Consider the following 22,893-nt stretch of genomic DNA (forward strand, 5'->3'; position numbering starts at 1 on the left):
GCGTGCGTGTGACCAAAGAAGACTGGCAAGCCGATGTACGGGAAGTGGAGGCTGTCGTCAGTGGGCGGCATCCCAACCCGTTTGGGTTTTTGGGCCTGCATGAAGTCAACGGCCAATGGGTGCTCCGGGCATTCGTTCCGCACGCGGAGATGCTGAGTGCATTCACGCTGGATGACACGGCGCTGGGTCACATGATCCCGCGGCACCCCGGTGGTTTTTTCGAAGCGAAGGTTTCGATCAGTAAACGCCAACCGATCCGCTACCATGCCAAAAATGCTGGCGGGGAGTGGGACGTGTATGACGCCTATTCGTTCGGGCCGGTGCTGGGCCCCATGGACGACTACTATATGGGCGAAGGCAACCATTTGCGGCTGTTCGACAAGCTCGGCGCCCATGAGATGGAATTTGAGGGCATTCACGGCACGCATTTCGCGGTTTGGGCGCCCAACGCGCAGCGCGTCAGTGTGGTTGGACCTTTCAACGAATGGGACGGCCGGCGCAATCCAATGCGCAACCGCTTCGAAAACGGCATCTGGGAAGTTTTCATTCCCGTTCTGGGAACCGGCACGCTTTACAAGTACGAGATTGTCGGACCTGACGGGGTAACGCAGCCACTGAAGGCCGATCCTTTCGCGCGCCAGTCTGAAATGCGGCCCAAAACAGCCTCAATAGTGCCTGATCCGACACCCTTTACCTGGACAGATGACAAGTATCTCGAAGAGCGTGCTACCCGCGATTGGCGGCGGACGCCAATGTCGATCTATGAGGTTCATCTGGGCAGTTGGCGCCGTCGACCTGATGGCGGCTTTCTGAGCTACGACCAGTTGGCTGAGCAGTTGGTGCCTTATGCTGCAGACATGGGATACACCCATATCGAGCTGCTGCCGATCAGCGAGCACCCCTATGATCCGAGCTGGGGCTACCAGCCGACCGGGCTCTATGCGCCGACCGCGCGGTTTGGCGATCCGGCGGGTTTTGCACGTTTCGTTGACGCTGCCCATGAAGCCGGGCTGGGGGTGATCCTGGACTGGGTGCCCGCGCACTTCCCGACCGACGCACACGGCCTGTCGAACTTCGACGGTACCGCTCTTTATGAGCACGCCGACCCTCGACAGGGGTTCCACCCGGACTGGAATACGGCGATTTACAATTTCGGTCGCAAGGAGGTTGTCAGCTTCCTGCTCAACAATGCGTTGTATTGGCTGGAGAAGTTCCACATCGACGGGCTGCGCGTGGATGCGGTGGCATCGATGCTTTACCTCGACTATTCGCGCCAACAGGGCGAATGGGTGCCGAACAAGTTTGGCGGCAATGAAAATCTGGAGGCCGTCGAATTCCTGCGTCGGGTCAATACTGAAGCGTATCGCCTGCATCCAGGTACCTTCATGATTGCCGAGGAATCCACATCGTGGCCAGGGGTCAGCAAGCCGGTCGATGCCGGTGGGCTGGGCTTCGGCTTCAAGTGGAACATGGGCTTCATGAACGACACCCTGCGCTTCATGAGCCGCGAGACGATCCATCGAAAATACCATCACAGCGACATGACCTTCGGAACGGTCTACGCGTTCTCGGAGAACTTTGTGCTGCCGCTGAGCCATGACGAAGTGGTGCATGGCAAGGGGTCGCTGCTCGAAAAAATGCCAGGCGATGACTGGCAAAAGTTTGCCAATCTGCGCGCCTATTTTGCCTTCATGTGGGGGCATCCCGGCAAGAAGCTGCTGTTCATGGGCCAGGAGTTTGCGCAGCGCGATGAGTGGGCGGAGGCCAAGTCACTTGACTGGTATCTGCTTGATGCCGGGATGCATGAAGGCATTCGGCGGCTAATCTCGGACCTTAATCTGGCCTATCGCGAATTGCCGGCGTTGCATGAGCGCGACTGCGAGCCAGAAGGTTTTGAGTGGGTGATCGGGAACGATCACGGCAATTCGGTATTGGCATGGTTGCGGAAGGCACCGGGCAGTGACCCGATCATGGTGGTCTCCAATTTCACGCCAGTGCCACGCTCGGGATATAAGATTCCGATGCCGATGGCGGGAAAGTGGGTTGAACGGATCAACACTGATGCGGGTTGGTATGCTGGCTCCAACACCGGGAACCAGGGTGCTGTCGTAGCCAAGGCGGTCGAAGGGCAGCACTGGCCGGCAGAGGCCGAACTCTATCTTCCGCCGCTTTCGACGCTGTTCTTGAAGTTTGAGTCGGTCTAGGTCGGCCAAGTTTAAATACGTCCCGGAAAACGGGCATTTGTGGAGGGTTAGAAAATGGCAGACTACAGGGCACCATCGCCGCTGGCCCGCGAGGCCATGGCCTATGTACTGGCTGGTGGACGCGGTACGCGATTGATGGAACTGACCGACCGGCGTGCCAAGCCGGCGGTGTATTTCGGGGGCAAGTCCCGCATCATCGACTTCGCGCTAAGTAATGCCATCAATTCGGGTATTCGACGTATCTCCGTTGCCACGCAATACCAGGCGCATAGCCTGATCCGCCACATGTCGCGCGGCTGGAACTTCCTGCGACCCGAGCGCAACGAGAGCTTTGACGTGCTGCCAGCCAGCCAGCGGGTACGCGAAGACATGTGGTATGCCGGCACTGCAGACGCCGTGTACCAGAACATGGATATCATCGAAGATTCGGGCGCGCGGTATATCGTCATTCTGGCGGGCGACCACATCTACAAGATGGACTACGAAATCATGCTGCGGCAGCACGTCGATACTGGCGCTGACGTGACCATTGGTTGTCTGGAAGTGCCACGGATGGAAGCCGTCGGCTTCGGTGTGATGCATGTCGACGGGCGAGATCGCGTCGTTGATTTCGTCGAGAAACCCAAGGACCCACCGGGCATTCCGGACAAGCCGGACATGGCGCTGGCATCGATGGGTATCTATGTGTTCGAAACCCGGTTCCTGATGGAGCAGTTGCGGCGCGATGCGGCTACCGAAGGCTCCAACCGCGACTTTGGCAAGGATATCATTCCCTATATCGTCAAGAATGGTACCGCCTGGGCACATCGGTTCCCGCGCTCCTGCGTGCGGTCAAGCAATGAAGAAGTCAGCTACTGGCGCGACGTCGGCACGATTGATGCCTATTGGAAAGCGTCGATCGATCTGACCGACATCAAGCCGCAGCTCGATCTTTATGACCGCGACTGGCCGATCTGGACCTATGCGGAGATCACCCCGCCGGCCAAGTTCGTGCATGACTTTGATGGCAGAAGGGGGTCGGCGGTGAACTCGCTTGTCTCGGGCGACTGTATCGTGTCGGGCGGCCACCTGAACCGAACGCTGCTTTCGACCGGATCACGCGTGCACTCCTACTCAGTGCTCGAAGAGGCGGTGGTGTTGCCGCATGTGGATATTGGCCGCAATGTCCGGCTGCGCAAGGTGGTCGTTGATCGCGGCGTCAATATTCCCGAAGGGCTGGTTGTCGGTGAAGATCCCGAATTCGACGCCAAGTGGTTCCGCCGCAGCGATGAGGGTGTGACACTGATTACCCAGGCTATGGTCAACAAATATCTGGCTGGACGATGATTGAAGTTCTCTCGGTAGCTTCCGAGGTTTATCCGCTGATCAAGACCGGGGGGCTCGCCGATGTGGCGGGCGCCCTGCCTGGCGCCCTTACCAGCCATAGCGTGAGCATGCGCACGCTGATCCCTGGCTATCCATCGGTGATGGAAAAGCTCAGTGGTGGCCGCGTGGTCAAGGAACTGGACGACCTGTTTGGCGTGCCGGCCAAGCTGATCGCGGCGCGCGTTGAAGGGCTCGACGTAATCGTCATCGACGCGCCGGTACTCTACGATCGACCAGGCAATCCCTATGTCAGCCCGGATGGCTGGGACTGGCCGGACAACTGGAAACGTTTTGCAGCCTTGGGATGGGTCGCGGCCGAGTTGGCCATGGGGCTCGTCGAGGGCTATCGACCGCAGGTCCTGCACTGCCATGACTGGCAGGCGGGACTGGCACCTGCCTATATCAAGTTTGGTGCCAATCCGGACATCAAGACCGTGATGACGATCCATAACATCGCGTTCAAGGGTTTTTTCAGCGCCGACATATTCGGGCAGTTGCGCCTGCCGCCTGAGGCATTCGGTGTCGGTGGCGTGGAGTATTATGGCGGCGTTTCGTTCCTCAAATCGGGAATGGAATGCGCTGATTACGTCACCACTGTCAGCCCAAACTACGCCGATGAAATACGCACGCCGCAGTTCGGCATGGGGCTTGAAGGGCTGCTCAATGGCCGCGCCGAGACTGTCAGCGGGATACTGAACGGCATCGACCTGACCGCTTGGGATCCCACGACCGACAAGGCGCTGGCACAGAACTTTTCTGCCAATACGATCAATTTGAGGCAGGCGAACAAGCAGGCCGTCGTCGAGAAATTCGGACTTGATGGCGTGGATGGGCCGTTATTCTGTGTGGTCAGTCGATTGACCGACCAGAAGGGCATGGACCTGCTGTTGCAGGTGGCGAACGGTCTGGTCGATCTGGGCGGCCGTCTGGCTGTTCTTGGCTCAGGCGAAGGCTATCTTGAAGACGGCTTCCGGCATCAGAGCGCACTGCATCCGGGCAAGGTCAGCATTTCCAATGGCTACGACGAAGACCTGAGCCATCTAATGCAGGGCGGCGCGGATGCGATTGTTATCCCATCGCGGTTTGAGCCCTGCGGTCTGACGCAGCTATACGGTCTGCGCTACGGTTGCGTGCCTGTGGTGAGCCGGATCGGTGGCCTTGCCGATACCGTTATCGACGCCAATCCTGCAGCCCTGGCTGCGGAAGTTGCGACCGGGGTGGTGTTTGACCCCAACAGTGCGCAGGCGCTGTATGACGCTATTCGCAAGACGGTGTCGTTGTATGGCGACAGCAAGATCTGGAAGAAAATTCAGCGTCGCGGCATGAAGGCGGACGTCTCCTGGGAAACCAGCGCGGCGCGCTATGCCGACCTTTACGCCAGCATTACCGGGCTCAAGAACAATGATGATTCAGACCATTAAGACGACGCCGTATGGCGATCAGAAACCTGGCACATCGGGCCTGCGCAAGCGGGTCACCGTGTATCAGCAGCCCCACTATGTCGAAAACTACCTGCAGGCGATCTTCGACAGCCTCGAGGGCTTTGATGGGCAGACGCTTGTCATCGGCGGTGATGGTCGGTTCTACAATGATGTGGCTATCCAGACGGCTATCCGCATGGCGGCCGCCAACGGCTTTGGCCGGGTGCTGGTGGGGCAGGGTGGCCTGCTGTCGACCCCGGCCGCCAGCCATGTGATCCGCCACCATAAGGCGTTTGGCGGGCTTGTGCTGTCAGCGAGCCACAATCCCGGCGGCCCTGATGGCGATTTTGGCATCAAGTACAATATTGGCAATGGCGGTCCGGCGCCCGAGCGGATCACTGACGCGGTGTATGAGCGCACCAAGGTCATAGATACCTATAAGACCATCGACGCGCCCGATGTGGCACTGGATCAGATCGGCACGCAGCATTCGGGCGAGATGGTGGTCGAGGTAATCGACCCGGTGGCGGATTATGCCGCGTTGATGGAGACCCTGTTCGACTTCGATGCAATCCGGGCGCTGTTCGCTTCGGGGTTCCGCATGACGTTTGACGCCATGAACGCCATCACCGGCCCCTATGCCCATGCCATCCTTGAGGACAAGCTGGGCGCGCCCAAGGGGACGGTTAAGAACGGCACCCCTCTGCCCGACTTCGGTCAAGGGCATCCCGATCCTAACCTGGTCTACTGCAAGGACATGTTTGACCTGCTGATGACACCAGAGGGTCCTGATTTTGGGGCCGCTTCGGATGGTGACGGCGACCGCAATCTGATTATCGGCAAGAACCGGTTTGTGACGCCGTCGGACTCGCTGGCTCTGCTTGCTGCCAACGCCCATCTGGCGCCTGGTTACAAGTCTGGGATCGCCGGTATCGCGCGGTCCATGCCGACCAGTGCTGCAGCGGATCGGGTTGCCGATAAGCTCGGTATCGAGATGCACGAAACGCCGACAGGCTGGAAGTTCTTTGGCAATCTGCTGGACGCGGGTCGCGTGACCATCTGTGGTGAAGAGAGCGCTGGTACGGGGTCGGATCACGTCCGCGAAAAGGACGGCCTGTGGGCAGTACTGCTGTGGCTCAATATTGTTGCGGTGCGCAAGCAGGGTGTGGACGAGATCGTTCGCGAGCACTGGGCGACCTTCGGGCGTAACTATTATACGCGCCACGACTACGAAGAAGTCGATGCGACCATTGCGGGCAAATTGGTGGATGATTTGCGCGCGCAATTGCCGAGCCTGCCCGGTAAGAATTTCGGCGAAGACCTACAGGTCGCCTATGCTGACGACTTTAAATATCTCGACCCCGTAGATGGATCGACCAGCGCCAAACAAGGCGTTCGTATCGGTTTCACCGATGGCTCTCGAATAGTGTTAAGACTTTCTGGAACCGGCACGGTCGGCGCCACGTTGCGGCTCTATCTGGAACGCTATGAGGCAGCCGATGGACGACACGATCTCGAGACCCAAACCGCCCTTGAACCCCTTATCGGGCTCTCTGAACAGCTCGCCGGGATCAAGCAGCGCACCGGGCGCAAGGATCCAAGCGTCATCACCTAATATCGGAAATCCAATGAAACCCATGCTTGTCCCCAATGGGGGCAGTATCGCCCATCTCGGTGCCACTATCACTGAACAGGGTATCAATTTTGCCGTCTATTCGGAAACTGCCACCAATATCTGGGTGTCGATCTACGACGAACAAGATCAGGAGACAGATCGCTTCGAACTAGACGTCCATCAGGACAATATCCGCGCCGGACTGGTTTCAGGACTGTCAGCGGGCACCCGCTACGGGCTACGCGCCGATGGCGAATACAATCCTGATCAAGGTCTATTTTTTGATCCGATGAAGCTGCTGGTCGATCCCTATGCCAAGCGGCTGGATCGGACTTTCGTTCGGTCGCCGCGGTTGCGGCTGGACCGAGCGGAGGCGGTAGATACCGGGCCGCTGATCCCCAAGGCAATCGTGGTAGGTGATACTGGGGAAGCCATCATGCCGCGCAAGAAGGCGCCGGGCATGTTCTATGAGATGAATGTGCGTGGCTTCACCATGCGCCACCCCAGTGTTCAGGGCCCGTTGCGTGGCACGATTGCTGGCCTGACGACACAACGGGTTATCGACCATCTAAAGTATATCGGCGTCGACACGCTGCAGTTGATGCCCACGGCCGCGTGGATCGACGAAGGACATCTGCCCGAGCTCGGCCTGACCAATGCCTGGGGATACAACCCCGTTGCGTACTCTGCAATTGATCCGCGGTTGGCGCCACGCGGGCCGCATGAATTGCGGCACATGACCGATCTCTATCGCAAGAACGGCATCTCGGTGATCCTTGATGTAGTCTACAATCACACAGGCGAAAGCGACGCCAACGGACCGATGCTCAGCCTGATGGGGCTGGACGCCAAGACCTATTATCGTTTCGTGGAAGTCGACGGGAAGCAGCACCTGGTCAATGATACCGGTACCGGCAATACGCTGCGGTGCGATCATCCCGCCACCCAGCGTCTTATTATCGACAGCCTGCGCTACTGGGTAGAAGAGATGGGCGTTTCCGGTTTCCGCTTTGATTTGGCGACCGTTCTGGCGCGCGATCCGGGCTTCAATCCCAATGCGGAAATGCTCGAGAAGATCAAGGCTGACCCCGTGCTTAGCCAGTGCATTCTGGTCGCAGAACCGTGGGATCCAGGTCCGGGTGGCTATGCGTTGGGTCAGTTCGGGAAGGAATTCAAGGAGCACAACGACACCTATCGTGACGAGGTGCGCGAATTCTGGCGCGGTGAAGACGGCAAGATTGGTGCGCTGGCTGGCAAGGTTGCCGGTTCCGCAGAGATATTTGACTCTGCCGGTCGCAAGCCCAGCCATGGCGTGAATATGCTGGCGGTTCACGACGGGTTCACACTGCGCGATCTGGTGAGCTACACCGACAAGCATAATGAAGCTAATGGCGAGGAAAACCGCGACGGCCACAGCCATAACGCCTCGTGGAATTGTGGCGTTGAAGGCGAGACTGAAGACGAGGCGATCAACATTGCGCGCAAGCGTGATGTGCGAGCCCTGCTCGCAACGCTGTTTCTGTCACGTGGCGTCCCATTGCTGCAGCAGGGCGATGAGATGTATCGCACGCAACAGGGCAATAATAACGCCTATGCGCAGGACAATGAAATCACCTGGCTGGACTGGGAAAACGGCGACGGCGAACTGGTCGACTTCGTCGCAGCGATGAACAAGTTCCGCAAGGAACATCCCGCGCTCACTCACGATCACTTCCTGACAGGTCAGGAAAAGAGCGGTGTGCGTGATGTGGTCTGGTTGCACCCGGATGGCCGCGAAATGAGCGAAGAAGACTGGCAAGCTTCTGGTGGCTCGGTGCTGGGCATGCAATTGCGCAACAAAGAGGACGAAGTCCTTGTGTGGTTCAATCGTCGCTCGGAGCCCGTGGTGGCCCGATTGCCCGAAGGCGAATGGGCTGTCGGCATTGAGTCTGACAATACCGCGCAGTCTGCTCTTGCCGATGGCACGGCAACGCTGACGCCGCGGTCGGTTCTGGCCTTGGTACGCCCCGCAGCAGAAACATGATTGTTGCCCAGCTCAGCGATATTCACGCTGATGGCTCAAGCGCAGCGCTCGATCGCCTTGACCGGGTGCTGGCCTGGCTGAAAACCATAGCGCCTGATGCGATCATTGTTAGCGGTGATCTGGCCGAATATGACCATGATGCCAGCTATCACGCCATCCACACACGGTTAGCTGCGACCGGGTCCCCCTATTTCGTGGTGCCGGGCAATGTTGATGATCATCATGCGCTTTATCAGACGTTTGGTCAGCAAATGGGCTGGGGCGGCGCGCGGCCGTTCAACAGTGTCGGTTTGGTGGGTAACGGGCTCCGGGTTATCGGCCTGGATGTGACGGTTGCTGGCGCGCACCATGGGGACGCTGCGCCGGTGCTCGACTGGCTTGAGGAGGAACTCAATAGCGGTGGTCCACCGGCGCTGATTTTTCAGCATCAACACCCTTTCTTGTGCGGCATTGACGGCAAAGATCACAATATCTGCCGGAACGGCGACAGGTTGGCGGGTGTTATCAACCAAGCCAAAGACCAAGTGCTTGGGCTGACCTGCGGGCATGTCCACCGGCCGATGTTCACACGCTTTGCAGGGTTGCCTGCAACGATGTCTCCCTCAGTGGCGCGGGCCAATCGGCTCAAGCTGGATGGCAGGGAACCTGCGGTCAGCGATCCGCCCGGAATGATGCTGCACCACTGGCACGCAGACGCTCTGGTCAGCCACGTCGTGATGGTGAGCTAATCAATTCTGTACCACCGTCATGCCCATGCGGCGGTAAAGGGCAATCGCATGCGTATTCTCGGCCATCACTTTGAGGTCGCAGCTATAGACGCCGCGTTGCCAGAAGCTCCAGAAAGTCTGCTGCAATAGCGTCTCGCCAATCCCCCTGCCTCGCCACGCTGGGACGACAGCGAGATTCTTAATAAAACCGCTGGTCCAACACTGAGCAATACCGATAGGCTGACCCCCATCGTCGGCTGCGATAAATACCAGTTCTGGATCGAACTCGCTGTCGCCATTGAGCTGGGGCCACCAAGTTCCAAATGGGGCGATTTCGCCCATGCCAGCAGAATAGGCTTCAGTCAGGATCGCGTGCAGGACCTCCGGATCGGTCTGCGCCAGTGACATTTGACGGGTTGGCGCTGCCCACACAGCTGGTTGCTGAGCCCGAGAGAGATCCTTTCTCAGGCGTAACACGCTGTCCATGCAGCCTCCCATCAATTGACGCAGCTATGTACTACTCGGCGGCTTGCGCGTCGCTCAGTCCGCCTGCCTTTTCGATGAAGGCGATAATCTGGTCGAGGCTTTCATGACGCAGTAAATCGGTGAAGACATAAGGACGTCCTTCGCGCACCTTTTGGGTATCTGCTTCCATAACTTCAAGGCTGGCGCCGACATAAGGCGCCAGATCGGTGTGCGTGATGATCAGCAGGTCAGAGCGCGAAATTGCGGGGCCACCTTTGCGCGGGATTTTTTCGCCTTGGGCGACCGAAATGACATAGAGGGTAATGTCGGCCAGGTCTGGTGAAAATGTTGCGGCGAGATTATCGCCACCGCTTTCGATCAGGATGATGTCGAGATCGGGGAATTTGCGGTTCAGATCGTCGATAGCCGCCAGATTGAGCGAAGCATCCTCGCGGATGGCGGTATGCGGACAGCCACCAGTTTCCACGCCGACAATGCGATCTTCCGAGATGGCCTGCGCACGCGACAGGATCAGGGCGTCTTCACGGGTGTAGATATCGTTGGTGACCACCGCCATGGAGTAGCGGTCCCGCATGGCTTTGAGCAGGTTCTCACACAGGGTGGTCTTACCCGAACCGACGGGGCCGCCAATACCAATGCGCAGGGGACCGTTCAGGGATTTCATAGCAGCCTCATGATGACGAGTGTCAGAAAGCCTGCGCCGAGCATCACGCAGAGCGGGGAGTAAACGCGACGGTCATTGAACCGGAAGCTGGGTTCAGGGGTCTTGTCTGCCCACCACGCCGTATAACCAAGGGCGCCGCGGGCGAGGAATACTGCTGCCAATGGCAATCCAAGCAGTGTTAGGGGCAATCCGCCACTATCGTGGTCGGCCAGGGCCAGCGCAAGTATGCCGGCGAGTAGTGTGGCAATGGCCACGGCTAGGGATGCCAATTTCGGCGGCATGCGCTCAATGTCACGAAAGCCGGCTACGGTCTGGGCCAACAATTTCTCATTGCGGATAGGCCAGGTTTGGCCAACGGACCAGATGAAATGGGCGACCGAGACGGCCAGCAGGGCGATGAACATCAGGGCAGCGATCAGCATGCTCATGAACGAAAAATCCTCGTTGTCTGCGTTTCGTGGGCCATTTGAGCAATATCAGCGGCGTATGCCACTGCGCCAATATCATCGCGTGCGGCATGCTGGCACAGCGTGGCCATGCTGGCGACAATCGGCTCGAGGGTGGCCATGATGGAGAGGCCATCGGTCTGTCCAATGGGCACCAGCCGGACGGCCACTGAGACCTGACTGTGCACGGTGGCCGTGAGATAGCCAAGCAGCGCGGCTTCGAGATTTATGGCGTGGCCTGCAGCGATAGCGCCCACCGCTATAGGGTATGGACAGGGGTGCGGCAGGTTGTCGAGCACTGGAGTAGGCCATGCCTTTGCGGCGGCAGCGAAAGCGGCGCCGGTAGTGGTGGTTTCCTCGTGCCGTTCACGTGCCGGGGTTAAAGCCAGGCAGAGGTCTGCCAATCCCTGCAACTCGGCAGCATCGGACGCCGCGCGATGGGCATGGGCCAGCAGAATGGCGTCGGTGCGCAAACCGCCATGGGCGAGAACGCCCTCTACCCATTGCTCGGTGGTGCCACGGTCGTGCACAACGCCGTTGGCTATTGCGGTTTCCAAACCCGCCGACCAGGCGAAGGCCCCCACGGGAAAGGCCGGTGAAAGCCAGGTTAGCAGTTTTTGCAGGTCGGAATGGGCTGTCATCGGGCGAGGAGCGCGTGGCCGGCATCGGCATGGCTATGATAGGCGCCGTGTTCGGCGAAAAACGGTTCGGTGACATTAGTGATGTCGGCGCCAAGTCCCTCCAGCATGGTTTTGAGCACATGATCGCGCTTGATCAGGATGCGGGCCTCTTCGAGCTGGGCCGAGGTATGGCGATTGCCGATATGCCAGGCCAGACGGACCAGATGGGCTGGTGAGCTGGCGCGGATTTGGTAAAGCAGCTCTGGCGCGGCCAAAATGGCGATGATGCGACCATCTTCCAGTTCAAGCGCCCCATTATGCTCAAGGGTGACTGTGGCAGGGAAATCGACCATCACCTCGGTGCTTTCTGCACAGGTCAGCAATTTGCGGCGCAGACGTCGCTCGTCATGGGCGAGAGTTATGCTGTCGATTGGTGCGCCGCGGTCGTGACTGGCGGGCAGGTGCGAGACGGCACGGAGCATAGGGTATTCCTCGGGACGGACCCGGTTTTCAAAGGCTTCCCAACCTTGGCTGGCACCCTAGCGGGTCACGCGTTGATATAGAAGAGCCTGGTGATCCAAGAGAGCTGATAAGCGAGGTGCAGTAACACGATACCGAGATGAATTTTGCGATTGGCTGTCCAGACGGCGACGCCGCACAGGACTAAACCAACAGGCACCTGAACGTAATAATGGAGCCCGAAAAGCTCCCAATTAGTGGGTCCCTTGAGCAAGGAGTCGATGATGTCAAAAACGAAAGTGGCAGCGAACAGGCCAAAGAACCAGCCGCGTCGCTTCATGAAGAAATCTTCGTAGCCATCATACTCGTAGATCGGGTCTGGAAACAGCAAGGTGGCGAGCAGGAACAGCACGATGGTGTAGACGATCAGAAAAAAGAAGATGCCGAAATGCCAATCGGTGAGCTGAAACAGCGCAAATTGCCACCACCAGAAGTGGATCAGTTCGAGCAGGATCGAGCCAACCCAGAGCAGGTGAATGCTCGACAAGCTGGCGCGATTGGGATGCTGTACCAGCCCGGCTACCCCCATCAGCAGTCGGGTTATCGCAAGGCCGATGACCATGCCCATAACGATTCGGATATGGGGGAATAGTTCGGGGGTGAACGGGGCTTCCATGGATTAGGGGATATCGTTGACTTCGGTGCAGGTGAGAACGGGTTCGGCGTCCTCCGGCATGGTGGCGTCGTAGAGCGCAGCTTCGGCGCCCTTGGTCCACCACACCCATTTGCCGGCCGCATATCGCGCGCCAGAGCCCGAGATCACCGCTGCCATGACCATCGGCTCGGGTTCATCGGCCAGTGGCACAATGGCCAAAAAGTTCGGTGCAGCATTGAGATAGACAACCCTGGTGAACGCTTCGGTAGCGCAGTCATAGCGCACCACGCGCTGTTCAAATTCGCCGGACTGCGTGGTGATGGTCAGTTCGAGACTGGTCTGGGTTGCCAGAGCGGCGCCAGGCAGTAGCAGGGACGCGGTGACGGCGGCGGTAATGAATCGAGCTGACATGACGTGTTCTCCATTTCGGGCGCAGGCGTATCGGCAGCGAGGTTCAGATGGTGTCGACGTGGTCGGGATGGATGATCTCTACACGTGTGGAGAGAACATAGGGTTTGATCGCTTCGCTGAAGGTGGCGATATGGGGCGCTGCCAGATGGCGGTCAAATGTTTCGCGGCTGTCCCATTGTTCAAGACAAACCAGCCGATCTGGGTCTGTGACGCTGGCGTGCAGATCGTAGAGCAGGCAGCCAGGTTCACGCCGCGCTGTATCAATAGCGATATAGGCCGCAGCAACAAAGGCTTCGATGGTTCCCGGCCGAATGCGGAACGTTGCGGCGACGTATATCAAGCCTGATCTCCAATGCGATCCTGAGGCGTTAGTCTGACACTGCCGGCGGCGCCAGACTAGGTAGGGGGATAACAAAAGCGGCGTGCCTGCCAAAATGGTTTCGCACTATCCGGCACGCGTCATGAGATAGAGGATGCCGGGGATGGGTCTGTCCCGCTCCTGGCGAATAGGATGTGAGAGCCGCTCGAGAATGCCGAAGCCATGATTGTCCGCCTGTCGTTCAACGTAACGCTGGGGATGCGCAAAGCGACCGCTTGAGCGCAAGACGATTTCCTCGCCCGGTTCGTCCTCTACCGAAAAAACGAAGAAGCCTTTGGCCCCAAGAATCTTCGCAACACTGGCGAATGTGGCTTCCAGTGGCCCGACATAGACGAAGACATCGGCTGCCGTGACCAAATCATAGGGGCCGGCCAGTGCATTGTCGGTAGCCAGAATGTCGCGCGTGTCGCCGGTGCGCAAATGGCGATAGATGCCTCTTTCATGCGCCTTGCGGGTCATTTTGGGGGCGATGTCGATACCGTCCATATTCGTTACGACGTTCGCGAGCGTCGCGCCGACCAAACCCGTGCCGCACCCTAGATCAAGCATGGTTTTGAAGGGCCCGCGGTCGGCCAGCAAGTCTGCGATGACCTGAGGAATGCGATAGCCCAGCGTATCGGTGAGATGGCCGTCAAACTGATCGGCATAGGTGTCGAACAGGTCCGCCACGTAGCCTGCCGCGCGCTTGTCGGCCTGTCCGGAGAGGGCTGCGAGCATATGGGCGGCGTAGCGATCATAAGGGACGATGGCGAGGGCCGTGGCGAAGCTTTGTCTGGCCAGGTCAGTCTCGCCCAGATCCAGCTGTGCCTTGCCAAGGCCGCGCCAGGCCGCACTTTCCTTGGGTCGCAGCCCCAGCGCCTGCTCAAACAGCGCCTTGGCGTCGGCAGGCTGATTGTCGCTCAGACACGCTTCGCCGCGCCTGAGCAGGCTTTCGGCCGATTGTTCTGTCGACATTGTCAGGTCTCCGCAGCGGCCCGTGCTCGGTTGGTCGCTCGCTTGCAACGCTGACTAAAACAGAAAATAGCGCTGCGCCATGGGCAACTCGGTGGCAGGTTCGCAGGTGAGCAATTCACCATCAGCGCGCACCTCATAGGTTTCGGGGTCGACGGATATCTCGGGCGTCGCCGAATTGTGGACCATGGCAGCTTTGCCGATGCCGCTTCGCGTGTTGCTCACAGGCAGCAACTGCTTGTCGATCCCCAGCTTGTCGCGCAGGCCATCATCATAGGCGGCCTGGGAGACAAACGTGACAGAGGAGCGCGTCAGAAGCTTGCCGAACGACGCGAACATAGGGCGATAGTGCATTGGCTGGGGCGTGGGGATCGACGCATTCGGATCACCCATGGGCGCTGCAGCAATCGAGCCCCCCAGCAGGATCATCTCGGGCTTCACCCCGAAAAAGGCCGGGTGCCACAATACAAGGTCGGCGCGTTTGCCGACGGCGATGGAGCCAATATGCTGGCTCATGCCGTGCGCGATGGCTGGATTGATGGTGTATTTGGCGATGTAGCGTTTGACGCGGAAATTGTCGTTCTCGCCGCTTTCCTCAGACAGGCGTCCGCGCTGGCGCTTCATCTTGTCGGCCGTCTGCCAGGTACGAATCAGCACTTCGCCCACCCGCCCCATGGCCTGGCTGTCCGACGAAATCACCGACAGTGCCCCCATATCGTGAAGGATGTCCTCGGCGGCGATGGTCTCCTTGCGAATGCGGCTTTCAGCAAAAGCCACATCCTCAGGGATCGACTGGTCAAGGTGGTGGCAGACCATGAGCATGTCGAGATGCTCGGCAATGGTATTGACCGTGTAGGGGCGCGTCGGATTGGTCGAGGAGGGGATAACGTTGGGAAGCCCTGCAACGCGCAAAATATCGGGCGCATGGCCGCCACCGGCGCCTTCGGTGTGGAAGGCGTGGATGGTTCGGCCCTTGAAGGCGGCGATGGTGTCTTCGACAAAACCGCTCTCATTGAGCGTGTCGGTGTGGATCATCACCTGCACGTCGTAGTCATCGGCTACGCTAAGGCAATTGTCGATCGCGGCGGGCGTGGTGCCCCAGTCCTCGTGCAATTTAAGGCAGGAAGCACCAGCCAGTACCATTTCAGCAAGCGGTGCGGGCATGGATGCATTGCCCTTGCCGGCCAAAGCCAGGTTCATCGGAAAGCCGTCAAAACTCTCGATCATGCGCTGGATGTGCCAGGCGCCGGTGCAAGTGGTCGCCAGTGTCCCGTGAGCGGGCCCGCTGCCGCCGCCCAGCATGGTGGTGACGCCGCTCATCAGCGCTTCTTCGATCTGCTGGGGGGCGATGAAATGAATATGGGCGTCCATGCCCCCGGCGGTCAGGATGCGTCCTTCCCCGGCGATAGCCTCGGTGGAGGGGCCGATGATGATGTTGACGCCAGGCTGGGTATCGGGATTGCCTGCCTTGCCGATGGCCGCGATCTTGCCGTCCTTGAGTCCAACGTCTGCCTTGTAGATGCCGGTCGCGTCGACAATCAGGGCATTGGTTATCACCGTATCAACGGCACCCTCTGCACGGGTGCGCTGACTCTGGCCCATGCCGTCGCGTATGACCTTGCCGCCACCAAATTTCACCTCTTCGCCATAGGTGGTGAAGTCGTTCTCCACCTCAATGAACAGCTCGGTATCGGCCAGGCGAACCTTGTCGCCGGTGGTTGGGCCATACATGTCGGCATAGGTGGCGCGCGAGATACGAGCGGGCATGGTGTCCTCGTTCAGATGCAGCCCTAGCTGGGCTTGGCTTGAGTTCGATAATTCTTGAGTGCGGCTTCGATTACCTGATCGAGCAGGGCCGCACCGGCCTTGGTGGTGTCCTGTTGGGCATTGGTGGAAGCCAGCGACAGGGCAAGAGCCTGCAGCGCATATGCGTGGCGCCCCTTTTCTTCGTGGACTGAGCTATTGCCTTCGGCGTCAATCTGCTGGAGGAGGGCCATGATGTCGGTATCTGTCAGGGTCGATTTAAAGCCGGCCCAGCTCTGGGTATCTCGAATGGTGCACAGACGGTCGGCACCAGAGCCGAGCAGGAACATGGCTTCGCCGTCATCCATGCCAGCGGAGTGCAGGTCGGAAACGACGGCGGTCAGTTCGGCGAGTAGTTCGGTTTCAGCTTCGGTGGTCATGATTGGCTCCATGGGTCTGTTGCGCGCCCTTTTATGGGCATTTGCGGCATCCGCACAGAGTTAGTCGAGCTTCCCCATAATTTGCTGTCGAAAGCCGAAAACGGCGCGATCTCCGCTCAGGGGGATCAGGCGGACCTCACGGGCCTGACCAGGCTCGAAACGCACAGCGGTTCCTGCAGCGATGTCGAGCCGCATGCCGCGGGCCTTTTCACGATCAAAAGACAGCCCCGCATTGGCTTCAAAGAAGTGGTAGTGCGAGCCGATCTGTACTGGGCGGTCTCCGGTGTTGGAAACCTCCATGGTGATCTGGGCTGCACCAACATTAAGTTCGATATCGCCCGGCTGGGTGATGATTTCGCCTGGGATCATGATGGCCTACCGGATGGGTTCGTGAACGGTGACGAGCTTGGTGCCGTCTGGGAAGGTCGCTTCGACCTGAATGTCGTGGATCATCTCGGCTATGCCGTCCATGACCTGTGCCCGCGTGATGATGTGAGCGCCTGCTTCCATCAATTCCGCGACGGGACGGCCATCGCGGGCGCCCTCGACAACGAAATCTGTGATTAGGGCAATTGCTTCTGGATGGTTGAGCTTGACGCCACGCTCGAGGCGTTTGCGGGCCACTATGGCAGCCATGGCGATCAGCAGTTTGTCTTTTTCACGCGGTGTCAGGTTCATGGCGGGTCCTATAGATGCCAGAGGCGAGGCAATGTGCCGGCGCCAGAGAGCTCAGCCAGAATTGGAACGATCAGGCGCCGTAGCGCAAGACCTGTTTGAGCCAAAGCGCGCACAACTAGGCGTTCCCCATTCGCGCTGGCGGCAATACGACCATCCGCAGGGAGGACTTCGCGCAGGCGCGCCAAGGCGACCGCACAGGCGTCGGCATTGGGCGCGACATGCAGCACAGTGGCAAAGGCCCGCTTACCGGCCAGTAGCGACAGTCCAGCGCGTTCCGCCACAGTGCCGTCCAAGCGGGTGGCCTCCGCGTGGAGCAGCCTGCCACTGCGTCGGACGCGCCAATTGTCGCGCAGCTGGGCATCAAGTGCTAGTTCACCCATCGCGTCGCGACCCAGAAGGATAGCTTCAACGGCAGTCAGGCTGGCGCCAGCGGCCAGATCGATATTGATGCGCCGGTCGAGCTGGCTGCTGGCGAACAAGATGGTTTCCTGTGGCAGCCAGTCGAGATGGGCATTCTTGCCGACATTGAGAGTAGTGCGGACGGTAGCGGGGCCGCCCAGCGATCGGTAGATGCGTTCGCACGCCTGCGTGGTCAACACCGCTTTGCCATTGTCAGCGATATCCGCGGTCCAGTCCATCTGATCGCCGCCGGTCAGGCCTCCAGCGGTGTTGATCAACACTGCTTCGAGTGCATTGCTATGGGTGTGAGGCAGGCGGATCTTGGCGCAGCCATCCTGATAGAGACGATTGATACGGGTGACGTTGTCACCCTGTTTTGTGCTGAGGCGACCGGCGCCACGAGCACGTTGCATCGTATGATGAAAAACGTGATCAGGTGAAATGGATTGTGCAGCAACCAAACTCATATCCGCGCATTTCCCCATCGAGCCAACGCTCTACGACCATAATAAATTAAAGGCTGATAGATATGCGTTTCACCAATATTATTTCCGCTGCTGCTCTTGCTGTTGCCCTTGGCGTATCTGGCGCTGCTACGGCGGCTACACTTGTCGGCAACGTGACTGTTACTGACATTGATCTTCCTCGCGTTCAGGCGATGTGTGACCAGATGGTCAGCGCTACTGCTGATGCTGTGGGCGAAGATCTCAGCGAGAACACTGCCAATGACGTCGCGTCCACCGACAGCGACGCCAAGGGCATCGATGATATCACGCTTCAGGATTGCATCGACGCTGGCCTGCTGCCAGAAGACACCGAAGTTCCAGAAATCGAAGTGACGAACTAGTAGCGATACCATTGGTATTGTATGCGCCCGGCTTCGGCCGGGCGTTTCCTGTTTCTAGACCATCAAATGGCGGCGGACATCGGGCAGATCGAGATCGCTGGCGGGGCCGGCGTGCTGGATTTCACCGCGATCCATAACATAGATATCGTCGGCGATTTCCCGACAGAAGTCGAGGAACTGCTCGACCAACAGAATGGTCATGCCTTTCTCGTCCCGCAGGAACTGAAGGGCCCGACCGATGTCCTTGATGATGGACGGCTGAATGCCTTCAGTCGGCTCGTCGAGCACCAGAACCTTGGGGCGGGTGACGAGTGCGCGGCCAATGGCCAACTGCTGCTGCTGTCCTCCAGAGAGGTCGCCACCGCGCCGGCCCAGCATGGACTTGAGCACCGGAAATAGTTCGAAGATGTATTCAGGGATGTTACGGTCAGAGCGTTTTAGACCCGCAAACCCAGTTTCAAGGTTTTCGCGTACCGTGAGCAGGGGAAATATCTCGCGTCCCTGAGGAACATAACCAATGCCCATACGCGCCCGTTTGTAGGGCGGGGATTTGCGCAGGACGGCATCGCCGAAGCGGATGGCGCCAGCGGAGATATTGTGCACGCCGGTGACGGCGCGTAGTGTCGATGACTTGCCCACGCCATTGCGGCCCAGGACAGCGGTGATACGTCCCGGCTTGCACTCAATGGAAACAGATTTAAGCGCCTGCGCCGCGCCGTAGTGCAGGTCGATAGTGTCGATGGAAAGCGCCGTGCTCATCGTCCCAGATACCTCTCGATGACAACCGGATTGGCGCTGACCTGATCAAGTGTGCCCTCCGCCAGAACCGAGCCCTCGGCGAGGCATGTGACACGCGAGCCAAGCTCACGCACAAAGCTCATATCGTGTTCGACCACTACTACCGAGCGGGTTTTGGCAATTTCGCGCAGCAGTTTAGCCGTTTCGACCGTCTCGGCGTCCGTCATGCCCGCCACCGGTTCGTCGACCAGAAGCAGCTTGGGGTCCTGAGCCAACAGCATGCCAATTTCGAGCCACTGTTTCTGGCCATGGCTAAGGTCGGCAGCCAGTTCATCCTTACGTGAGAGGAGGCGGACCGTTTCGAGAATTTCCGTGATGCGCGCTATATCGGGATCGTCAGCGCTGTAGAACAGGGTAGCAAAGACACCGCGGGGCTTTTTCAAGGCCATCTCGATATTGTCCCAGACTGTCTGGCTTTCGAACACCGTCGGTTTCTGAAACTTGCGGCCAATGCCCAGATTGGCAATAGCGGCCTCGTCGAGCTTGGTCAGATCGGTGCGACCGTCAAACAGTACCTGGCCATCATCGGGGCGGGTCTTGCCGGTGATGATGTCCATCATAGTGGTCTTGCCCGCGCCATTGGGGCCAATTATCGCCAACATTTCAGCGGGGTGGACGATGATGGACAGATTGTTGATGGCCCTGAAGCCATCAAAGGCCACTGAGACGCCATCGAGGTAGAGCATGGTGTCAGAATTTTCGGCAGTTCCAGCCATGACTTACTCCGCCGGCTTGGGTTCGGGGTCGACGCCAGCTTCGACCTGCATGGGGGTGGGTGCATCGCGGTCGTGCTGTTCGCGCTTGGTCGTGGCCGCGCGATACTGGCCGATCAGGCCGACAATACCCTTTGGTAGAAACAGCGTGGTGACGACAAACAGTGCGCCCAGGGCAAACAGCCAGTACTCGGGAAATGCACCGGTGAAATAGGATTTGCCGACATTGACCAGAATGCCGCCCAGGATGGGGCCGACAATGGTCCCGCGACCGCCCACGGCAGTCCAGATGACCACTTCAATGGAATTGGCAGGCTCGAATTCGGAAGGGTTGATGATGCCGACCTGGGGTACGTAAAGGGCCCCGGCAATGCCGGCGATGATCGCCGAAACGACAAAGGCGAAGAGTTTGACGTATTCGACGCGATAGCCAAGGAAGCGGGTGCGGCTTTCTGCGTCACGCACGGCGACCATGACCTTGCCGAGCTTGGAATTGACGATCATTGAACAGACCAGGACGGCAAGGGCCAGCGCAATTGCGGACGCCGCAAACAGCGCTGAGCGGGTGCCGGTATCCTGCACGGAGGCGCCCAGAATGTCCTTGAAATCGGTCAGGCCGTTATTGCCGCCGAAGCCCATATCGTTGCGGAAAAAGGCCAGCAGCAGGGCATAGGTCATGGCCTGGGTGATGATGGAAAGATAGACGCCGGTTACGCGGCTGCGGAAGGCCAGAAAACCGAAGACAAAGGCGAGCAGGCCGGGGACCACGATAACCATCAGCATGGCGAACCAGAAATTGTCCATGCCGTACCAATACCAGGGCAGCTCCTTCCAGTTCAGGAAGACCATGAAGTCAGGCAGGATCGGATTGGCATAGACGCCGCGGGTGCCGATCTGGCGCATCAGATACATACCCATGGCGTAGCCGCCGATGGCAAAGAAGGCACCGTGGCCCAGCGAGAGAATACCGCAATAGCCCCAGACCAGATCCAGCGCGAGGGCCAGCATGGCAAAAGTCAGGTACTTGCCGAGCAGGGGAATGGCATAATTGGGCAGATGTAGCGGATGACCGTCGGGTAGCACCAGATTTGACAGGGGCACCAGAATTGCTACCAGCAGAAGGATGGCAACCAGCCAAATGGCCTTCTTGTCCAGAGCGCGGAACAGAGCCTGGGTAATCATGCTTCGACAGACCTTCCCTTGAGCGCGAAGAGCCCGCGGGGACGGCGCTGAATGAACAGGATGATGAGAACAAGAATGATGATCTTGCCCAGCACTGCGCCCGCATAGGGCTCAATGAACTTGTTGGCGATACCCAGCGTCAGCGCGCCGACAAAGGTGCCCCACAGATTGCCCACCCCGCCAAAGACCACAACCATGAAGCTGTCGATGATGTAGCCCTGACCCAGATTGGGCGAGACATTGCCGATCTGGCTGAGGGCTACGCCGGCCAGACCCGCTACGCCCGAGCCCAAACCAAAGGTCAGTGCATCGACCAGCGGCGTGCGGATGCCCATGGCCGAAGCCATGCGCCGGTTCTGGGTGACGGCCCGCATATGGAGGCCGATGGCTGTGTATTTGAGCACCAGCAAGAGGGCGGCGAAGACCATGGCGGCGAAAATCACGATGTAGAAGCGGTTCCAGGTGATGGCGAGGCCGCCCAGATCGAAGGAGCCTGACATCCAGGTCGGGTTGCCGACTTCGCGGATATTGGCGCTGAAAATGGTCTGCACGCCCTGCTGGATGATCAGCGACAGGCCCCAGGTGGCCAACAGAGTTTCAAGTGGACGGCCATAGAGAAAGCGAATGACACCGCGTTCAATGATGATGCCGATCAGACCGGTGACGAGAAAGGCCAGGGGAAGGGCAATGGCCAGTGACCAGTCAAAAAGGCCAGGATAATTCTGGCGAATTATCTCCTGCACCACAAATGTGGTGTAGGCGCCGAGCATGACCATTTCGCCATGGGCCATGTTGATAACGCCCATCACACCGAAGGTGATGGCCAGTCCAATAGCCGCGAGCAGCAGTACCGAGCCCAGCGAGACACCAAACCAGACGTTTTGGGCAACATCCCACGCCGCCTGATCGCGGGCCAAGCCTTCAAGGGCGGCGGCAATGGCGGGCTGCACTTCGGCCGGTGCGCCTGCTTGCGCGGTGGTCAGCATGTTGAGTGCGTCACGCCCGCCAATGGCGCGCACTGTCGGCACCGCGGCTTGCCAGTCCTCCAGCGTTGCGTTGGGCGATTTAAGAATGATGGCAGCCCGGGCCTGTCGCATGACACGCTCGATGTCGGGGCTGGTTTCGGCGGCGATCGCGCTATCGAGCAGTTCGAGGTTGTCGGGATCCGCATCGCGCAGGATGGACTGCGCAGCAGCGAGGCGGACATCATTTTTCTGGCTGAGCAGGGTCATCTGACCGATGGCGGTGCGCAATGTGCGGCGCAGGCTGTTGTTGACCTTTACCTTGTCGAGCTTGACGTCCGTCAGGGTTGGCAGTTCTTCGCCGGTGACCGGATCGGAGCGAACACCTTTGCCACCAGACTGCGCAGTGAAGACGGTCTTGCCGGAGGCTTCATCAACATAAAGTTCGCCTTCAAGCAGAACCCGAAGGACCGGGACGGCACGGGGATCACCGCTGGCAACAAGCGCATCGATTGCGGTGGCGCGGTCCTTGAAACTGCCCGGTGCCAAGGCATCGATCAGTGGTGTCAGCTCGGTGTCAGGGATCTGCGCCTGTGCACCTGATGAAAATCCAAGGGAAAGAACAAGGAAGAGCGCGATCGTCCGGAGTAATCTGATTGCGTTCATCGTTGGCCTCTGGCGTCTCGTTCGGGGGTGGACGAGGGCGGTCAAGCCGCCCTCGCCAA

Annotated in this window: 25 protein-coding genes; 7 read left to right on the plus strand and 18 right to left on the minus strand. The window is 59.0% G+C overall.

Going from position 1 to position 22,893, the window contains the following annotated elements; translation table 11 throughout:
- Positions 1-8: 8 nt before the first annotated feature.
- From glgB to AC0L37_RS04690, 6 genes are read left to right on the plus strand one after another with little or no spacing between them, the layout of a single operon-like run.
- A complete protein-coding gene (gene glgB / locus AC0L37_RS04665) occupies positions 9-2,204 on the plus strand; it encodes a 1,4-alpha-glucan branching protein GlgB (protein ID WP_282221854.1) in 2,196 nt (731 codons plus the stop codon).
- A 54-nt stretch (positions 2,205-2,258) separates the two neighbouring features.
- The gene (glgC, locus tag AC0L37_RS04670; protein WP_212657271.1) at positions 2,259-3,530 is read left to right on the plus strand and encodes a glucose-1-phosphate adenylyltransferase; all 1,272 of its coding nucleotides are present in this window, start codon (positions 2,259-2,261) and stop codon (positions 3,528-3,530) included.
- Positions 3,530-4,990, plus strand: coding sequence for a glycogen synthase GlgA (glgA, locus tag AC0L37_RS04675; RefSeq protein WP_282223024.1), 1,461 nt, complete (start codon positions 3,530-3,532; stop codon positions 4,988-4,990). Before glgC ends, glgA begins: the two co-directional genes overlap by 1 nt.
- On the plus strand, positions 4,971-6,605 hold the full coding sequence (locus tag AC0L37_RS04680) for an alpha-D-glucose phosphate-specific phosphoglucomutase (protein ID WP_282221853.1): 1,635 nt from the start codon (positions 4,971-4,973) through the stop codon (positions 6,603-6,605). Before glgA ends, AC0L37_RS04680 begins: the two co-directional genes overlap by 20 nt.
- Positions 6,606-6,618: 13 nt before the next feature.
- Positions 6,619-8,628 carry a glycogen debranching protein GlgX gene (gene glgX, locus AC0L37_RS04685; protein WP_282221852.1) on the plus strand — a complete coding sequence of 670 codons (2,010 nt, stop codon included), beginning with the start codon at positions 6,619-6,621 and terminating at the stop codon, positions 8,626-8,628.
- Positions 8,625-9,356 carry a metallophosphoesterase gene (locus AC0L37_RS04690; RefSeq protein WP_212657273.1) on the plus strand — a complete coding sequence of 244 codons (732 nt, stop codon included), beginning with the start codon at positions 8,625-8,627 and terminating at the stop codon, positions 9,354-9,356. Before glgX ends, AC0L37_RS04690 begins: the two co-directional genes overlap by 4 nt.
- Here the strand turns inward: AC0L37_RS04690 and AC0L37_RS04695 are convergent, their stop codons facing one another.
- From AC0L37_RS04695 to AC0L37_RS04760, 14 genes are all read right to left on the minus strand, one after another.
- Positions 9,357-9,821, minus strand: coding sequence for a GNAT family N-acetyltransferase (locus tag AC0L37_RS04695; RefSeq protein WP_282221851.1), 465 nt, complete (start codon positions 9,819-9,821; stop codon positions 9,357-9,359).
- Positions 9,822-9,852: 31 nt separating this feature from the next.
- Positions 9,853-10,485 (minus strand): urease accessory protein UreG, encoded by a 633-nt coding sequence (gene ureG, locus AC0L37_RS04700; RefSeq protein ID WP_269369002.1) that lies wholly within the window; start codon positions 10,483-10,485, stop codon positions 9,853-9,855.
- Positions 10,482-10,913, minus strand: coding sequence for a DUF3995 domain-containing protein (locus AC0L37_RS04705; protein ID WP_282221850.1), 432 nt, complete (start codon positions 10,911-10,913; stop codon positions 10,482-10,484). The genes ureG and AC0L37_RS04705 overlap by 4 nt, the downstream gene beginning before the upstream one ends.
- Positions 10,910-11,572 carry an urease accessory protein UreF gene (locus AC0L37_RS04710; protein ID WP_282221849.1) on the minus strand — a complete coding sequence of 221 codons (663 nt, stop codon included), beginning with the start codon at positions 11,570-11,572 and terminating at the stop codon, positions 10,910-10,912. The genes AC0L37_RS04705 and AC0L37_RS04710 overlap by 4 nt, the downstream gene beginning before the upstream one ends.
- A complete protein-coding gene (locus AC0L37_RS04715) occupies positions 11,569-12,033 on the minus strand; it encodes an urease accessory protein UreE (RefSeq protein ID WP_282221848.1) in 465 nt (154 codons plus the stop codon). Before AC0L37_RS04715 ends, AC0L37_RS04710 begins: the two co-directional genes overlap by 4 nt.
- 65 nt (positions 12,034-12,098) lie before the next feature.
- A complete protein-coding gene (locus tag AC0L37_RS04720) occupies positions 12,099-12,638 on the minus strand; it encodes a hypothetical protein (protein ID WP_282221847.1) in 540 nt (179 codons plus the stop codon).
- A 51-nt stretch (positions 12,639-12,689) separates the two neighbouring features.
- Positions 12,690-13,076, minus strand: a complete 387-nt coding sequence (locus AC0L37_RS04725; protein WP_212657280.1) for an MliC family protein — start codon at positions 13,074-13,076, stop codon at positions 12,690-12,692.
- Between the two features lie 43 nt (positions 13,077-13,119).
- Positions 13,120-13,416 carry a putative quinol monooxygenase gene (locus AC0L37_RS04730; RefSeq protein ID WP_212657281.1) on the minus strand — a complete coding sequence of 99 codons (297 nt, stop codon included), beginning with the start codon at positions 13,414-13,416 and terminating at the stop codon, positions 13,120-13,122.
- Between the two features lie 105 nt (positions 13,417-13,521).
- Positions 13,522-14,409 (minus strand): class I SAM-dependent DNA methyltransferase, encoded by an 888-nt coding sequence (locus AC0L37_RS04735; protein ID WP_282221846.1) that lies wholly within the window; start codon positions 14,407-14,409, stop codon positions 13,522-13,524.
- 54 nt (positions 14,410-14,463) lie between these two features.
- Positions 14,464-16,173: an urease subunit alpha gene (ureC, locus tag AC0L37_RS04740; protein ID WP_282221845.1), complete on the minus strand. Its 1,710-nt coding sequence runs from the start codon at positions 16,171-16,173 to the stop codon at positions 14,464-14,466.
- A gap of 23 nt (positions 16,174-16,196) precedes the next feature.
- The gene (locus tag AC0L37_RS04745) at positions 16,197-16,589 is read right to left on the minus strand and encodes a hypothetical protein (RefSeq protein ID WP_282221844.1); all 393 of its coding nucleotides are present in this window, start codon (positions 16,587-16,589) and stop codon (positions 16,197-16,199) included.
- A 60-nt stretch (positions 16,590-16,649) separates the two neighbouring features.
- Entirely contained in the window at positions 16,650-16,958 is a 309-nt protein-coding gene (locus AC0L37_RS04750) for an urease subunit beta (protein WP_269369017.1), read from the minus strand.
- 6 nt (positions 16,959-16,964) lie between these two features.
- Entirely contained in the window at positions 16,965-17,267 is a 303-nt protein-coding gene (locus tag AC0L37_RS04755; RefSeq protein ID WP_212657286.1) for an urease subunit gamma, read from the minus strand.
- A gap of 8 nt (positions 17,268-17,275) precedes the next feature.
- The gene (locus AC0L37_RS04760; RefSeq protein WP_282221843.1) at positions 17,276-18,079 is read right to left on the minus strand and encodes an urease accessory protein UreD; all 804 of its coding nucleotides are present in this window, start codon (positions 18,077-18,079) and stop codon (positions 17,276-17,278) included.
- A 116-nt stretch (positions 18,080-18,195) separates the two neighbouring features.
- On the opposite strand from AC0L37_RS04760, the gene AC0L37_RS04765 reads away from it, so the two are divergent.
- Positions 18,196-18,513: a hypothetical protein gene (locus AC0L37_RS04765; protein WP_269369019.1), complete on the plus strand. Its 318-nt coding sequence runs from the start codon at positions 18,196-18,198 to the stop codon at positions 18,511-18,513.
- Positions 18,514-18,567: 54 nt separating this feature from the next.
- Here the strand turns inward: AC0L37_RS04765 and urtE are convergent, their stop codons facing one another.
- From urtE to urtB, 4 genes are read right to left on the minus strand one after another with little or no spacing between them, the layout of a single operon-like run.
- On the minus strand, positions 18,568-19,272 hold the full coding sequence (urtE, locus tag AC0L37_RS04770; RefSeq protein WP_282221842.1) for an urea ABC transporter ATP-binding subunit UrtE: 705 nt from the start codon (positions 19,270-19,272) through the stop codon (positions 18,568-18,570).
- A complete protein-coding gene (gene urtD, locus AC0L37_RS04775) occupies positions 19,269-20,027 on the minus strand; it encodes an urea ABC transporter ATP-binding protein UrtD (protein ID WP_282221841.1) in 759 nt (252 codons plus the stop codon). The genes urtE and urtD overlap by 4 nt, the downstream gene beginning before the upstream one ends.
- 3 nt (positions 20,028-20,030) lie before the next feature.
- Positions 20,031-21,206 (minus strand): urea ABC transporter permease subunit UrtC, encoded by a 1,176-nt coding sequence (gene urtC, locus AC0L37_RS04780; RefSeq protein ID WP_212657291.1) that lies wholly within the window; start codon positions 21,204-21,206, stop codon positions 20,031-20,033.
- On the minus strand, positions 21,203-22,834 hold the full coding sequence (urtB, locus tag AC0L37_RS04785; protein WP_282221840.1) for an urea ABC transporter permease subunit UrtB: 1,632 nt from the start codon (positions 22,832-22,834) through the stop codon (positions 21,203-21,205). Before urtB ends, urtC begins: the two co-directional genes overlap by 4 nt.
- Between the last annotated feature and the right edge of the window lie 59 nt (positions 22,835-22,893).

It is taken from the genome of Devosia sp. J2-20, assembly GCF_055808475.1.

Coding starts and splice junctions, on each gene's coding strand:
- glgC (WP_212657271.1), top strand. CDS start 2,259: ATGGCAGACTACAGGGCACCATCGCCGCTGGCCCGCGAGGCCATGGCC.
- AC0L37_RS04680 (WP_282221853.1), top strand. CDS start 4,971: ATGATGATTCAGACCATTAAGACGACGCCGTATGGCGATCAGAAACCT.
- glgX (WP_282221852.1), top strand. CDS start 6,619: ATGAAACCCATGCTTGTCCCCAATGGGGGCAGTATCGCCCATCTCGGT.
- AC0L37_RS04690 (WP_212657273.1), top strand. CDS start 8,625: ATGATTGTTGCCCAGCTCAGCGATATTCACGCTGATGGCTCAAGCGCA.
- AC0L37_RS04695 (WP_282221851.1), bottom strand. CDS start 9,821: ATGGACAGCGTGTTACGCCTGAGAAAGGATCTCTCTCGGGCTCAGCAA.
- ureG (WP_269369002.1), bottom strand. CDS start 10,485: ATGAAATCCCTGAACGGTCCCCTGCGCATTGGTATTGGCGGCCCCGTC.
- AC0L37_RS04705 (WP_282221850.1), bottom strand. CDS start 10,913: ATGAGCATGCTGATCGCTGCCCTGATGTTCATCGCCCTGCTGGCCGTC.
- AC0L37_RS04710 (WP_282221849.1), bottom strand. CDS start 11,572: ATGACAGCCCATTCCGACCTGCAAAAACTGCTAACCTGGCTTTCACCG.
- AC0L37_RS04715 (WP_282221848.1), bottom strand. CDS start 12,033: ATGCTCCGTGCCGTCTCGCACCTGCCCGCCAGTCACGACCGCGGCGCA.
- AC0L37_RS04720 (WP_282221847.1), bottom strand. CDS start 12,638: ATGGGCATGGTCATCGGCCTTGCGATAACCCGACTGCTGATGGGGGTA.
- AC0L37_RS04725 (WP_212657280.1), bottom strand. CDS start 13,076: ATGTCAGCTCGATTCATTACCGCCGCCGTCACCGCGTCCCTGCTACTG.
- AC0L37_RS04735 (WP_282221846.1), bottom strand. CDS start 14,409: ATGTCGACAGAACAATCGGCCGAAAGCCTGCTCAGGCGCGGCGAAGCG.
- ureC (WP_282221845.1), bottom strand. CDS start 16,173: ATGCCCGCTCGTATCTCGCGCGCCACCTATGCCGACATGTATGGCCCA.
- AC0L37_RS04745 (WP_282221844.1), bottom strand. CDS start 16,589: ATGACCACCGAAGCTGAAACCGAACTACTCGCCGAACTGACCGCCGTC.
- AC0L37_RS04750 (WP_269369017.1), bottom strand. CDS start 16,958: ATGATCCCAGGCGAAATCATCACCCAGCCGGGCGATATCGAACTTAAT.
- AC0L37_RS04755 (WP_212657286.1), bottom strand. CDS start 17,267: ATGAACCTGACACCGCGTGAAAAAGACAAACTGCTGATCGCCATGGCT.
- AC0L37_RS04760 (WP_282221843.1), bottom strand. CDS start 18,079: ATGCAACGTGCTCGTGGCGCCGGTCGCCTCAGCACAAAACAGGGTGAC.
- AC0L37_RS04765 (WP_269369019.1), top strand. CDS start 18,196: ATGCGTTTCACCAATATTATTTCCGCTGCTGCTCTTGCTGTTGCCCTT.
- urtE (WP_282221842.1), bottom strand. CDS start 19,272: ATGAGCACGGCGCTTTCCATCGACACTATCGACCTGCACTACGGCGCG.
- urtD (WP_282221841.1), bottom strand. CDS start 20,027: ATGGCTGGAACTGCCGAAAATTCTGACACCATGCTCTACCTCGATGGC.
- urtC (WP_212657291.1), bottom strand. CDS start 21,206: ATGATTACCCAGGCTCTGTTCCGCGCTCTGGACAAGAAGGCCATTTGG.
- urtB (WP_282221840.1), bottom strand. CDS start 22,834: ATGAACGCAATCAGATTACTCCGGACGATCGCGCTCTTCCTTGTTCTT.